Source organism: Paenibacillus sp. FSL P2-0173 (assembly GCF_038008045.1).
Lineage (GTDB): Bacteria > Bacillota > Bacilli > Paenibacillales > Paenibacillaceae > Paenibacillus > Paenibacillus polymyxa_B.
In genome coordinates this window covers 25076-38108 of the sequence record NZ_JBBOYK010000001.1, presented here as the reverse complement: position 1 = coordinate 38108, position 13033 = coordinate 25076, and the positions used below count along the sequence as shown (strand labels likewise).

The following is a 13033-nucleotide window of genomic DNA, read 5'->3' as shown; positions in this document are numbered from 1 at the left end:
AAGCGGTTACCCATGGATCCATAAATTTTAATGTCCTCGTAACTCTCCCTTCACTTCGTCGGATAGCTCTATCATACAAATCTCATGAAAAGCTTTCCTCCTCATTTCTTGCTGTATTATTCCCGAATATTGTCCTGCGGTATTTCAATGGTGATGTTCCTGTCGCTTCCTTAAAGAGATGATGAAACGTCTTTACACTACTGAATCCTGCTGCCTCTGCGACCTCAGTGATCGGATTGTTTTCATTCAACAAAATCCATTTTGCCTTATTCAGTCTGTAATCATTCAAAAATGCTACAAAGGTCATCCCCGTATTCTTCTTAAACAGTCTGGCGAAATAATAGGGACTGAAACCCATATAATCAGCGACATTCTTCAGCGAGATGGTTTCATGATAATGGCATTCCACATACTCAAAAATACGTTCCAGTTTATAAAGGGTGTCCTTTGATTGTGTTAAGGTTCTTTCAGAGATTTCAGAAAGCCTTGGCGTCATGCTTCTCGGCACTTCACGCATAATAAGAGTCAACATCTCAAACAGCTTGGCTTTGATCATATAAGCATGACCTTCGTGGTGGTTGACGTTCTCATCATAAATGCTTTGAATCAGAGGAAGCATTTTAGCTGCTGTTTCTTCTGGCCAGTTCCAGCTTGATTGCTCCATCTCCGTAAATATATATCTAAGAGGGCGTTTCTGATCACTTAATGTGGAAACCTCTTGAAAAAAGCTCAGATCAAATTGAATAACCACCCGTTCGCTGTCGGGAGAAGCCAAAAAATAATGAACATCACCCCCATTTATAAACTGAACTTCACCTTTTTTCATCCGTATCGAAATATCGTTAATTCCCAGATCCAAGGTTCCCTGAGTCACATAAATAATTTCAATTTCTTTATGCCAATGAGGATAGCAAAGCACGTCACCTTTATTAATAAAGCTCCGGAAAGGAAAATGTCGGTCAAGCTCCGGGATTTCCAAATAAAAATTCATTTTGGTAGACTCCTTTTGTTGTAAAGTTCAAAAAAGCCGTACACATGACTATTGATAATGATGCTGCACTGCATTCCTTCTTCTCCTCTTCATTTTTCTCCTTCTCAACTTTCGAATAAAATTCCCTCTCCCTTTTGAATTGTAAGCGTTTAACATTCTTTTTCCTACCCTATCAATCATAGTTGTATTAAGTAAAACCACTGTTAGGTATCCTTACTAACCTAATTTTGCAAACACAAAGTTATGCCTCAATTATGAGCGGTTTGGCGCCCGAAAACAATTTGGGCTGATCTTATTTCTCCCTTCCGCTTGCAGTTTCTTCAGATAACCAAGTTTCGCCTTAACTAGATTAAGCAAATACGTGTAAAATTGTCGAACGATTATTTTTACATTTTTTATATAAAGAGATATATACATTTCCAATAAAAAGGTATAATCTAGTAAAGCAACAGAATCCATATAAAAAATATAGACTTATGGAGGGACGGACCTTGAAGAGACTATTCGCTTTAAGTTGTGCTTTCTATCTGCTAATCGGCATTACTAGTGTGGTGCTTGGAGCATTACTGCCGGTTCTACTGCCTTACTATGGACGGGGGTACAGCGATGGCGGATTATTGTTGTTCCTTCAGTTTTTCGGATTTCTTGTCGGCGTTCTGTTCTCCCCCTTCATGGCTCTACACATCGGTCGCAAGTCTATGCTGTCCATTGCTCTGGTTAGTATCGTGGCAGGGTATGCCTTCTTGGGTGTACTCCCCTCATGGACCTGGGTTATCGTGATGACCATCTGGGTTGGCTTCGGCTCAGGCATCATTGAGTCGTCCATCGGAGCGTTCACGATTGAGTTCACCGAAGAGCAGAAAGCCGTAGCCATGTCCAAGCTGGATGTCTATTTTGCACTTGGTGCACTGCTCATTCCCGCAGTGGTAAGCCTGTATATCTGGCTTGGAATGTGGTATCTGACCTTCTACACCATCTCCCTTCTGACGTTTATTCTGGGACTGTTCTGGATTACCATGCCTGCTTCCTCCTCTTCCCACCTTATCCAAGCAGATCTCCAAACCTCTGAGCGATCGGTCGAACAAGCCCGGTACTCGGTACAGCACCGTGTGTTACTGGGAATATTCATTGTATTCTTCTTTGTTTACATGGGGCTTGAACTGGGGCTCATGAACTTCCTGCCCTCTATTCTGATCGAGACCCTGCAGATTCGGGAATCCGTAGCCTCGTTGGGTGTTAGCATACTCTGGATTGCGATGATCATCGGCCGCATGTTCTCAGGGAAGATTGCTGAGTCAGCAGGATATATTCCTTTCCTACTGTGGAGCGGAATCGGAACTTTCTGCTTTCTGGTTGCAATGGCGTTTGTATCCAGTCAGTGGGCTACATACCTTCTGATTTTTGGTGCAGGGTTATTCATGTCCGGTCTCTTCTGTATTGCCCTCGTCTATGCGAACCTGCTGATTCCGGGAATGACCGAGAGAACGACCAGCATTCTGATTGCGTCAGGCGGAATTGGCGGAGCAGTTCTTCAATATGTAACAGGCTGGAGCATGAGCGAATGGTCGGTGACGACTACCCTTTGGATTTTGGCGGCTTTCAGCCTAATTTTACTGCTGGCAGTCATTCTCTCGCATCTGTGGAATGGCAGGAGCAGACGGGTAGTTGACTCCCTTGTCCATCAGGGCAAGGAAGGATGAGATTCTTTATTCTTGAGGGAGGTGAGGCCCGCCGCGTTATGTTGTAGCAGGGCAGTACACTTTTTAAAGAATGTACTTAATGAGAATGTATATTCTGATATGGAGGGAAACATCGTGCATACCTTAACCAAAGAACGCTTCAGATACGGAAAAGGCATTACTCTGATTGACGATTCCGGTAAGGAATATTTGGATGGCGTGTCTGGCACCTTCAATCTATCGCTCGGTTATAATCACCCTCATGTCGTCACCAAGGTACAGGAACAAGTCGCCAATCTTGCCCACATGTCCTCATCCTTTACCGAGCCTTACGTCGAGGAAGTCCTGGATCATCTGATCCAGTATACGCCGAACGGCATCGACGCGGGATGGATGAGAGATATTACCGGCTCCACGGCGAACGAATGCGCTGTGAAGCTAGCCCAGAAATATACAGGAGCGCTCGATATAATCAGCCTGTATTTATCCCATCATGGGCAGACCCAGTTCGCAACAGGCATATCCGGCAACGCCTTCCGGCGGAGGAAATTTCCCAACTCGGCTGCAGCAAATTCCCTGCATGTACCTGCTCCCTACTGCTATCGCTGCCCGTTTAATTCTTCGCCTGACAAGTGTGGTTATCAATGCGTCGAAGCCATATCGGATGCCATTGAGTATGCAAGCTCAGGCTCTGTGGCCTGCATGATTATTGAACCCATCTTGGGCAACGGAGGCAATATCATCCCACCTGCAGGATATTTTAAGCGGCTCCGTCAGCTGTGCAACGAGTATGGGCTGATCCTGATCGCTGATGAGGTGCAGACCGGGATTGGGCGGACAGGCTACATGTTCGCAAGTGAGTTGTTGGATATCCAGCCAGATATCATTACTCTCGCCAAGGGTCTCGGCGGCATTGGTGTACCGGTAGCAGCGGTATTAATGCAGTCTCGTCTTAATGTCTTGGAGAAGCACGAGCACTCCTTCACCTCAGGCAGCAATCTAATCTCGGTTACGGCAGCCAAAGCCACGCTGGAGGTTGTATCTGAGCCTGGTTTTCTGGAAGCCGTTCGGTCCAAAGGAAGCCTGCTCGGAACCCTGCTGACGGAGATGGCCGACAAGCACGATTGCATCATCGGTGAGGCTCGCGGCGTCGGATTGATGTGGGGACTGGAAATTGTCGACGAGGATAATGCCCCAGATGCAGTTAAGAGCAATGCGATTATCGACCGCGCTTTTGCCGAACAGCAGCTAATTCTCAGAGGCTCCCGTTACGGTTATGGCAATGTGGTCAAAGTGAGACCTTCCCTCACGGCTACGGAAGATGAGATTGTCGAAATTGTTAAGCGGCTTGACACTGTTCTGACCACCCTACACTAACCATCTGCCTAACAGGCAAAAGGAGGACTATTTATGCTTGCACTGGTATACAAATCAGCTTGGGATGTCGCACTTGAGGAAAGACCTGTCCCGGAGATTAAAAAAGATAACGATGTACTCGTCCGGATCCGGGCGACAGGCGTATGCGGTACGGATTTAGGCATCATCAGTGGCAAATATCATGCCGTGCCGTCCACTATCCTGGGCCACGAATCAGCGGGGGATGTGATCGCTGTAGGATCAGCCGTCAGTTCACTGCAGCCTGGGGACCGTGTGGTGATTGATCCAACATATTACTGCGGTCAATGCGAAATGTGCCGGACAGGAAGACAGAATCATTGCACACATAAAGCCGTAACAGAGACCGGAGTCAGCGCCGACGGTACGTTCACCGATTATTATGTGACTGAGGACCGTTTTTTGTACAAGCTGAAGGATCATATCAGCTACGAAGAAGCGACGCTGACCGAACCGCTGAGCTGTATGCTAACCGGGATCAACCAGATTAACCTGCTGCCGAACTTCACAACCGTTATTCTAGGCGCAGGTCCGATCGGGATTCTGTACAGCTATGCTCTTGCTTCGAAAGGTGTAACTGGTTGCCTCGTTGACATCTCGGAGGAGCGGCTCGCCATAGCGGATTCCATTGCCCCTGAGCGATGGTCCGCGCACGCCACACTGGAGTCGGCCATTCATGAGCTAGCTCCGTTAAAGAATCAGGTGGACATGATTGTGGATACCACAGGAGTGGTCGGCACTGAGGTATTAAGCCAGCTTGCGAGCGGCGGGTATTTGATGCTGGTGGGGCTGAGAGATGGGATAAGCTCGTTTAATCCGAAAGAGGTCGTTGACCGTAGCCTTAAAATCATCGGCTCGATTGATTCTCTGGGCACGTTCTCCACGGCGCATTACCTGATTGAGCAGCAGATCATTCCCGCCAAAAAAATCATTACCCACTCGTATCCGCTTGATGACTACCATGAAGCCTTTAAGACACTTGGATGCAATATCAGCGAGCGGACACTTCAGCCTTCGTCTCAGGCGATCAAGATTGTGCTGCAATCGAATGGCTCGGGCAACTAAATTTAGCTACTAACAAGGGGGAGAATGGACATGACGAGCATTCATCATGTTACACCGACGAATCATGAATGCACAGGAGACCCATCAGCGTCCGTTCCAGTCAAAGCGGTCATCTTCGACATGGACGGGGTGTTGGTAGACAGCGAACCGATTTATTTTGAAGTTGAACGCAGCTCCTTTGCCCATTTCGGTGCGTCCATGACGGAAGAAGAGCACCATACCTATGTTGGAGTGACACTCGAATCTATGTGGCGTCAGGTACTGGACAGACATCAGCTCACCAATACGGTGGAAGAGGCCCTGACCTATCACCGAAAAAATGTGATGCAGACGATGATTGCACACGAGGGCCTTTTGGCGATCGACGGACTGGAACGGTGGCTGGACTGGCTGCAAGAGAAAGGGATTCCGGTCGCGGTAGCCTCTTCCTCTCCACGAGCGCTAATTGATCTCATTATGGAAAAGACAGGACTTGGCCGTTACTTCGACATTCGAATCACCGGTGAAGAGGTATTGCAGGGTAAGCCGGCACCGGACATTTTCTTATACGCCGCCGAACAGCTAGGCATTGCACCGGCCCATTGCATCGTTATTGAGGATTCACAGAACGGTGTCCAGGCAGCCAAAAGCGCAGGAATGCACTGCATCGGCTTCCACAACCCCGGCTCCGGCCGGCAGGATCTGTCCAGAGCCGATCGCTGGATTCTCAGCTATGACGACCTGTGGGCGATCAAAGAGAATCTGCCGTTCGATGAGAAGTTGCTTGCTAAGAGCAAGAGCCGAAATGTACCGGAAGGCATACCCCCTTTATAATCATATGGAATCGTCCAATCTTTACTATGATTGAGGGTATTAAATAATGCCCCTTGGAATATACACTGGAGAATGCATTTATCCTTCCCTGTGTGTACTCTAAGGGGCGTGCTTTACATCGAAGTGGTCTAGTTGAAACGAGTAATTTTCTCGGTTCGACACACAACCGTCGTAAAAACTGTCTTTTTGACATATAACTGATCTCCTGACGGTTTTAAATCCTCTATTCGTATGCAGCAAAACTTATATAGTAAAATGGGGTGCTGTTAACACCCCAAACTAGATTCATCGATATATATCCTGCTTCATCTGAACGGTAATTTTGCCGTATATTCAGCTCTTTCTGTCTTCTTCGGTAATTAGAGAACTGTAAGCCGGAATTGTAACTGTTCCTTTCTTCACCTTTACATTCTTTGAGGTGGAGAAGACCACTTTCCATTTACCCTTATCGAAATCTTTCATCTGCAGGGTAACCGGCTCTCCAGACAGGTTATGATATACATATAGTGTTTCTTTGCCTGAAGTACGTTTAAATGCGGTCACGCTGGCAGAACCTGCTTGTATAGGTTGCAGACTGTCGCTGCGTAAAGCTTCATGTTCTTCCCTCAGACGGATGAGTGTGCGATAGCTTTCCAGCAGGGAATCATCGTCCCTCAGCTGCGCTTCCACTGATACCTCGCCTGTGTTGTATTTGGGTTTCTCCCACGTCGTTTGACCAGGGCCATCTCCCTTGTACCAGCGCATAGGCTCACGAAGATACTCATCAGGCTTCTCTCCCTTCATGCCGATTTCTTCCCCATAATAGAGGAACGGCTGACCCGGAAGCGTCAAAAGAATGGAAGCAGCCAGCTTGGCTTTTCGCACATCTCCGCCCACTTCGCTTATGACACGGGTCTGGTCATGGTTGCTCAGGAACGGAGCATCGAGTGCCGCCTTATTATACGATTTGTACAGTTGCAGCGTTTTCTCGGCGAATGCCGCGATACCCTGATCTCGGCCGTTTTTCACGGAGTTCAAAATCGTTCCACCCAGGTCAAAATTAAACAGGGAATGGAGCGGTCCGTAATAAGGAGCTATGGTCTCCGGTTTGTCCCATACCTCTCCTGCCAGATATACATTTGGATTTACCTTCTCCATCTCGGAACGGAATTCATTCCACCATGCGATGTTCTTATCCGCACCATCCTTCGTCTGTCCTCTAAAAATATGCATCGCCGCGTCAAGCCGGAACCCGTCTGCACCCTGCTGCAGCCAATACTTGCCGACTTTGATCATTTCTTTGCGGACTTCGGGATTGTCAAAGTTCAGATCCGGCATGCCCGACCAGAATGTACTGTAGAAATACCCTTCGCCATTCGGGTTCTTATGCCATACCTGCTGACCCCACGAGCCCTTTTCTTCCAGATCTGTGTTCTCATCCGCCCATACGTAATAGTCGTGGTATTTGCTTTGTGGGTTGGCACTGGCCTCCTTAAACCATGGGTGCTCGCTGCTCGAATGATTGATAACAAGGTCCATGATCACCTTGACGCCCTTTCGGTCCGCTTCTTTCATCAAGGTGCGGAAATCATTTAGACTCCCATACTGCGGGTCCACCTGATAGTAATCAGTTACATCATATTTATGGTAGCTTGGAGATGGATTAAGGGGCATAAGCCAGAGGCCGCTGACCTGCAAATCCTTACCCGAATGGGGTTTGCCATCGTTTAAGTAATCAAGTTTTTGTGTGATTCCTTTCAAATCACCGTGTCCGTCTCCATTCGAATCATAAAAAGAATTGATATAAATTTCATAAAATACGCCGCTTCCAGTAGAAACCGGAGGCTTATGTCCGTTCATTTCCTGCTCTGCCATTGCACCTGAAGCGAACATCGTGAGCATAGGCACCGTTAACATGGCGGTGGACAATCTTCTTAAGCGTTTGTTACGTGTCAAAACAAATCAGCTCCTTTGATTGTTATGGGTGCGTTTTCATTATAAATAGAAACAATCCAAAAAAAGGGGATATTTATTATCTATTATGGTGGAAAATATCGATCTTATTGCTTTATCTCTGTATCGAACGAAAGAGGAGCAGACTCTATGTCTACTCCTCTTTCGGAAATTATTCTTTTTCTTAGATTTAGTACTTTCGATTTGCTGAATAAAAGATTGTCTGCTGTCGTCCAAATCAGTTCAGGAAATATATCTTAATTTAATGCGTTTTGAAGCTCTGTGCAGCGAAGACTTTACTGAATTTTCACTCTTGTTTAAGATTCTAGCCGTTTCTTTTATGGAGTATCCTCGGACTAAACGCAATTCAAGTACCGTCCTTTGCTCGGTATTACTTGCCATCAAAAGAATTCGATTGACCTCCTCCTGAATTTCAAAATCGAGGATATCCCAGTGATAATAAAGCAGTTCCTTGCGTAAGTTGTATTCATCCATCTTTTTTCGTTTTCTGATTAAATCTATAGCTAAATTTTTGGCAATTCTCAAAAGGTAAAACCGAATACGATCTTGAGGCAAGTCAGGTGAAGCTCTTATAAACCGAATAAAGCACTCATGCAACAAATCTTCGGCATCCTGTTTGTTATGCAATATCCTTAATAGATAGCCAAAGAGATCTGATTTGCAAGATAAATATTGATCCTCCACATCTTTAATATCCATATTACTGCTTGTCCCTTCTGTTTTGATTGGAATCGGTAAGTCACTTTATAGTCTTAAATTCATATCCCTGCTTTTTTAAATATGTTATGATTTCAGGCAAGGCTTTGGCAGTTTCTTCTTTCCCATAAGTGTCATGCATGAGTACAACTGCTTTTTCTCTAGTCCCCATGTTCCTTATGAATTCGCGAATTAATTGTTCAGCATTCTTAGGTGCACCTTCTGCATCTTTAGGTAACACATTCCAGTCAATCTGATGGTAATCCTTATCATGTAGAGCTTTGTCCAGCACTTCCATACCATTGGGATCATTTCTCTGCCATGTCATATGGCCACCTGGAAAACGAATTACTCTTGTGGAGAAATTCTGCCCCAATATTTGCTTTAAAACTTGATTTGTTTTTTCAATATCCTTCATAAAAATGCTCGAATTCACAGTTTGATTAGGATATAAATAACTGTAGTCATGTGAGTAGGTATGATTTCCGATAGCATGTCCTTCTTTAACTACTCTTTTTGTTATTTTTTTAGCCACTTCATTTTCTTCTACTGCCTTTCCTACCACAAAAAACGTTGCTTTCACATTTTCTTCTTTAAGAACATCCAATATCTTAGGCGTTACGGTGACCGATGGGCCATCATCAAAAGATAAATAGACTACTTTTTTACCGTCTATCCCCTCAGGCCGATGTCCTTGCATTTGCTGATTCAAGTATTTTTCAACAAATGCTGCATCTTCAACACCCGAAACATTTTTTAGAGGTGATTCGCTCCCTTTGGATTCGTTATTTAATACCGGCTGTTGTTTACTACTAAAGATATCAAAGAGTTTTAAAATAATTAGAACAATACAAATGATAATAATAAACAGTAGTCTTCTTCTATTTCTCTTCATCCGATGAGCTCTGGTTCTATTATGCGTATAGCTTTTTTCCATTAGTATATGTTCCTCCAAAAATCTAGAAGCTGTTTACGTTTCATTTTGCGACCATGTGCCAATTGAAATTATTCGTATCTCAATGCATCTATAGGCTTTAAACTTGCTGCTTTATAAGCCGGGTATACTCCAAATAGGATGCCTGTGCCCGCAGAGCTAAGAAACGAATATATAATAGGCGAGATCGTAAATTCAATGGTCATATGTGTCGTTGCTTCGATTATTTTGGACGCTCCTATGCCTGTTACAACTCCGATTGTACCTCCTAACAGACCAAAGATGACCGCTTCAGATAGAAATTGAATCATAATATCTCTCGGCTTAGCACCAATGGCTTTCCGAATACCGATTTCTCTTGTACGCTCTATAACCGAAACCATCATAATATTCATAATTCCGATTCCCCCTACCACGAGCGATATCGCGGCTACACCACCCAGTAAGCTGGTCATGATATTATCTACACCGGAAGCTGCACCTGCTGCCTCTGACTGACTCATAATTTGAAATTGATCCGGTTCCGAGGGTTTTAGCTGATGCGTCACACGCAAGCTTTCCAATATGTCTAGACGAGCCTGATCCATCAAAGCTGGTGACTTGGCAGACACGTCCAATCCCGTAATGTTTTTCTCACCCAGACGGTTCATCATGGTTGTAGCAGGGATGTAAATTTGTTCATTAGTACTATAGCTTAAGTTCGTAACTGGCTGAGTATTCAATACTCCGATCACCTTGAAAGGAATCTGTTTAATTTGAAACGTTCGTCCCAATACATTTTGGGTATCTCCACCAAAAAGACGTTGAACCGCTTGGCTTTCAAGAATGGCGACATTCATGCGTTTATCCATCTCATCGTTGGTAAATGTTCTGCCCTCAGCAAAGGAAAACTTTTTGACCTTATAGAATGAAGTGGAAGTCCCTACAATAGTAGCGTTATAGTTATATCGCCCCCACGCAGCTTTTGAATTGCTCGATATATTTGGCATCAATGCATCTATAGAATTCTTTTGTTCCAACGCCTCGACATCAGCCCAAGTAAACGAGGGCGTGTTGTCCAAATCTATTTCACCATCGACCATTGTCATAGCTGGAGCAACCATCAATACGTTATTCCCTAATTTATTAATTTCTGCTTTTATGCGGGCTGTAGAGCCGTTTCCGATCGCCATAATGGCAATAACCGCTGCCACCCCGATAATAATACCGAGAATCGTTAAAAAGGAGCGCAGCTTATTGGTCGTTAAACTATTAATTGATACACGGATCGTTTCCATCAAATTCATAGGCTCGCCATCCTTGATGAAATTCTTCTATTGGTAATGCTTTCATCACGCTCAATATCTCCATCCCGAAAGCTGATCAACCGCTTGGCATATTCAGCGATTTCCAGCTCATGAGTAACCAAGACGATGGTTTTCCCCTGCTCATTCAAACCCTGAAATAGCTCCATAATCTCGACGCTCGTCTTCGTATCCAGTGCCCCCGTTGGCTCATCCGCCAGCAGAATAACAGGATTATTCACCAACGCACGCGCAATAGAGACACGTTGCTGCTGACCGCCAGAAAGCTCGTTAGGTTTGTTGTACATCCGTTCTGCAAGGCCTACACTTCGAAGCGCCTCCACTGCTCGTTCCCGGCGTTCCTTGGCAGGTATACCTGCATACATCATAGGTAGCTCTACATTTGCTAATGCTGTAGTTCGGGAAAGTAGATAGAATTTTTGAAACACAAAACCCAGTTTCTGATTTCGAATCTCGGAAAGCTCGTTCTCACGAGCATCCAATATGGAATACCCATCCAGATAATACTTCCCGGTATCAGGATGATCGAGGCAACCAATGACATTCATCATGGTGGACTTACCCGAACCAGAGGGACCCATTATGGCAACAAACTCACCTTCGCTAATAGATAAATTCACACCACGTAGAGCCTGAATCTCCTGCCCGCCTACCTCATATATTTTTTTTAATGCTTTAATTTCAATAACGTTTTTATTTAATTGGACTTCGTTCATTGTGCCTGACCCCCATCAGGGTCCTGGCCCTCTTGACTGCCATTCGAACCAGCACCGTCCTGAGGCGGAATAATAATGGTCTCGCCTTCCTTAACACCTGACTTGATTTCGGCTTGATCCGCTGTATAAACACCCAGCTTCACAGGTCTGAATTCATAATCTGCAGGGTTTGCTGGGTTCTTCGCTACATATACTCCGTCCACTCCACCTTCGGATCTCAATGCAAACAATGGAACGGACAGCGCGTCTTTACGTTCAGCCAAGAGGAGTGATACATCCATGTTCATCCCCGGTTGCAGCCTTATTTTTTGGCTATCCAAAGACAATTCAATTTTGTATGTAGTCACATTCGATTCCGTCACCGGCTCTGGAGAAACGAAGCGTACTTCGCCTTTAAATTGTTTGTCCGGGAATGAATTCGAGTGCATTGTAGCCTGAAGTCCGGTCTTCAATTTAGCAATATCACTTTCGTTAACCTTGGCAAGAACCTTCATAACGCCTGTATTGGAGTTATTCATTACAATAAAAGGTGCAGTAGGACTAGTACCCACATCGCCGTTGACCTTCAAAATGATCCCGTCCCACGGTGCCGTAACCTGTAATTTGCTCAGGACACTTTTCTTCTGCTCTAATGCCGTTTCAGCCTGCTGTAAAGAAGCCTGTGCAGATTGGATGTTGGAAGCTTCAGGCGGGGACTGTGCAGCCTTTAATTGTATTAAAGCTGTTTTAAAGCCCATTTCTGCCTCCTCAATTGCCTCAGTCTGTTTGGTCTGTGCCTTCTTGTACTGCAGCTCCGCATTGCTCATATCCAGTTTTGCCTTATCCAGATTTTGCTTGGCTGTCGCCAGGTCACTTTCTGCTGCCGCATCATTCTGAACCAGATAAGCCTGGTCATCATAATCCTTCTGGGCCTTATCCAAAGTCACCTTGACTGCCACCTTTTGTGCAGCGGCTTCCTCTAACTCCATATCGTTCTTGGCTGTTTTAATCGCCATTTGTGCCTTTAAGACATTGGTTTTCTGGAGCTCGATATCATTGGTTTTGGGTCCGCGCTTGGCTTCCTCCAGCTTGGCCCTTGCAATCGCGACATTGGATTCGGCATCCTTAATTTGCAGCCTGGCATCCGAATCATCTAATCGTGCTAGAACCTGACCTGCTTTGACACTATCTCCTGCTTTGATATTGACAGCGATGAGCTTGGCACCCTCGACATTTGTAAAATTAATATTTACTTCCTTGGAAGCCTGAACGGTCCCAGTCACTTTAAGCGAATCCGTCATGTTTGTTTTCTGTACCTGTACAATCTGGTTCGCAGGACTCTCCACGGGCTTTTCCTGCCCCTTTTTCATATAAACAAAACTTCCAATTCCCGCTATAATGATCAAGACAAGAATACCTATAATCCCTTTCAATCTTTTTTTCCTTCTTAACACTTGCAATGCATCTTTCTTTTCTGTTTCCGACAATGTTATATCCCCTTAAAATGT

Annotated in this window: 11 protein-coding genes; 4 read left to right on the top strand and 7 right to left on the bottom strand. The window is 45.1% G+C overall.

The annotated features are described in order from the left end of the window. Window positions 1–82: 82 nt before the first annotated feature. Window positions 83–991, bottom strand: coding sequence for an AraC family transcriptional regulator (locus MKX30_RS00155; protein WP_023988586.1), 909 nt, complete (start codon window positions 989–991; stop codon window positions 83–85). A 491-nt stretch (window positions 992–1482) separates the two neighbouring features. Between MKX30_RS00155 and MKX30_RS00150 the strand changes: the two genes are divergently transcribed. The 4 genes from MKX30_RS00150 (at window position 1483) to MKX30_RS00135 (ending at window position 5943) form a co-directional block, all read left to right on the top strand. Then, window positions 1483–2691 (top strand): MFS transporter, encoded by a 1209-nt coding sequence (locus tag MKX30_RS00150; protein WP_028541303.1) that lies wholly within the window; start codon window positions 1483–1485, stop codon window positions 2689–2691. 114 nt (window positions 2692–2805) lie between these two features. Further along, window positions 2806–4047: an aspartate aminotransferase family protein gene (locus tag MKX30_RS00145; RefSeq protein ID WP_023988584.1), complete on the top strand. Its 1242-nt coding sequence runs from the start codon at window positions 2806–2808 to the stop codon at window positions 4045–4047. A 33-nt stretch (window positions 4048–4080) separates the two neighbouring features. After that, window positions 4081–5130 (top strand): 2-amino-2-deoxy-D-mannitol dehydrogenase GutB1, encoded by a 1050-nt coding sequence (gutB1, locus tag MKX30_RS00140; protein WP_028541304.1) that lies wholly within the window; start codon window positions 4081–4083, stop codon window positions 5128–5130. Window positions 5131–5160: 30 nt separating this feature from the next. Then, complete coding sequence (locus MKX30_RS00135; RefSeq protein ID WP_341062260.1) at window positions 5161–5943, top strand: HAD family hydrolase; 783 nt, start codon at window positions 5161–5163, stop codon at window positions 5941–5943. Between the two features lie 333 nt (window positions 5944–6276). Here MKX30_RS00135 and MKX30_RS00130 read toward each other — a convergent pair whose 3' ends face one another. From MKX30_RS00130 to MKX30_RS00105, 6 genes are all read right to left on the bottom strand, one after another. Continuing rightward, window positions 6277–7878, bottom strand: a complete 1602-nt coding sequence (locus tag MKX30_RS00130) for an alpha-amylase family glycosyl hydrolase (RefSeq protein ID WP_023988581.1) — start codon at window positions 7876–7878, stop codon at window positions 6277–6279. A gap of 240 nt (window positions 7879–8118) precedes the next feature. Beyond that, window positions 8119–8595 (bottom strand): RNA polymerase sigma factor, encoded by a 477-nt coding sequence (locus MKX30_RS00125; protein ID WP_023988580.1) that lies wholly within the window; start codon window positions 8593–8595, stop codon window positions 8119–8121. Window positions 8596–8635: 40 nt separating this feature from the next. Further along, window positions 8636–9529, bottom strand: a complete 894-nt coding sequence (locus MKX30_RS00120; protein WP_028541306.1) for a polysaccharide deacetylase family protein — start codon at window positions 9527–9529, stop codon at window positions 8636–8638. Between the two features lie 68 nt (window positions 9530–9597). After that, entirely contained in the window at window positions 9598–10812 is a 1215-nt protein-coding gene (locus MKX30_RS00115) for an ABC transporter permease (protein ID WP_028541307.1), read from the bottom strand. Continuing rightward, a complete protein-coding gene (locus tag MKX30_RS00110) occupies window positions 10809–11546 on the bottom strand; it encodes an ABC transporter ATP-binding protein (RefSeq protein ID WP_025723380.1) in 738 nt (245 codons plus the stop codon). The genes MKX30_RS00115 and MKX30_RS00110 overlap by 4 nt, the downstream gene beginning before the upstream one ends. After that, window positions 11543–13012, bottom strand: coding sequence for an efflux RND transporter periplasmic adaptor subunit (locus MKX30_RS00105; RefSeq protein WP_339202137.1), 1470 nt, complete (start codon window positions 13010–13012; stop codon window positions 11543–11545). Before MKX30_RS00105 ends, MKX30_RS00110 begins: the two co-directional genes overlap by 4 nt. Window positions 13013–13033 lie beyond the last annotated feature (21 nt).

Excerpts from the sequence above, each read along its gene's own strand:
- MKX30_RS00155 (WP_023988586.1), bottom strand. The coding sequence starts at position 991 with ATGAATTTTTATTTGGAAATCCCGGAGCTTGACCGACATTTTCCTTTC.
- gutB1 (WP_028541304.1), top strand. The coding sequence starts at position 4,081 with ATGCTTGCACTGGTATACAAATCAGCTTGGGATGTCGCACTTGAGGAA.
- MKX30_RS00135 (WP_341062260.1), top strand. The coding sequence starts at position 5,161 with ATGACGAGCATTCATCATGTTACACCGACGAATCATGAATGCACAGGA.
- MKX30_RS00125 (WP_023988580.1), bottom strand. The coding sequence starts at position 8,595 with ATGGATATTAAAGATGTGGAGGATCAATATTTATCTTGCAAATCAGAT.
- MKX30_RS00120 (WP_028541306.1), bottom strand. The coding sequence starts at position 9,529 with ATGGAAAAAAGCTATACGCATAATAGAACCAGAGCTCATCGGATGAAG.
- MKX30_RS00115 (WP_028541307.1), bottom strand. The coding sequence starts at position 10,812 with ATGAATTTGATGGAAACGATCCGTGTATCAATTAATAGTTTAACGACC.
- MKX30_RS00110 (WP_025723380.1), bottom strand. The coding sequence starts at position 11,546 with ATGAACGAAGTCCAATTAAATAAAAACGTTATTGAAATTAAAGCATTA.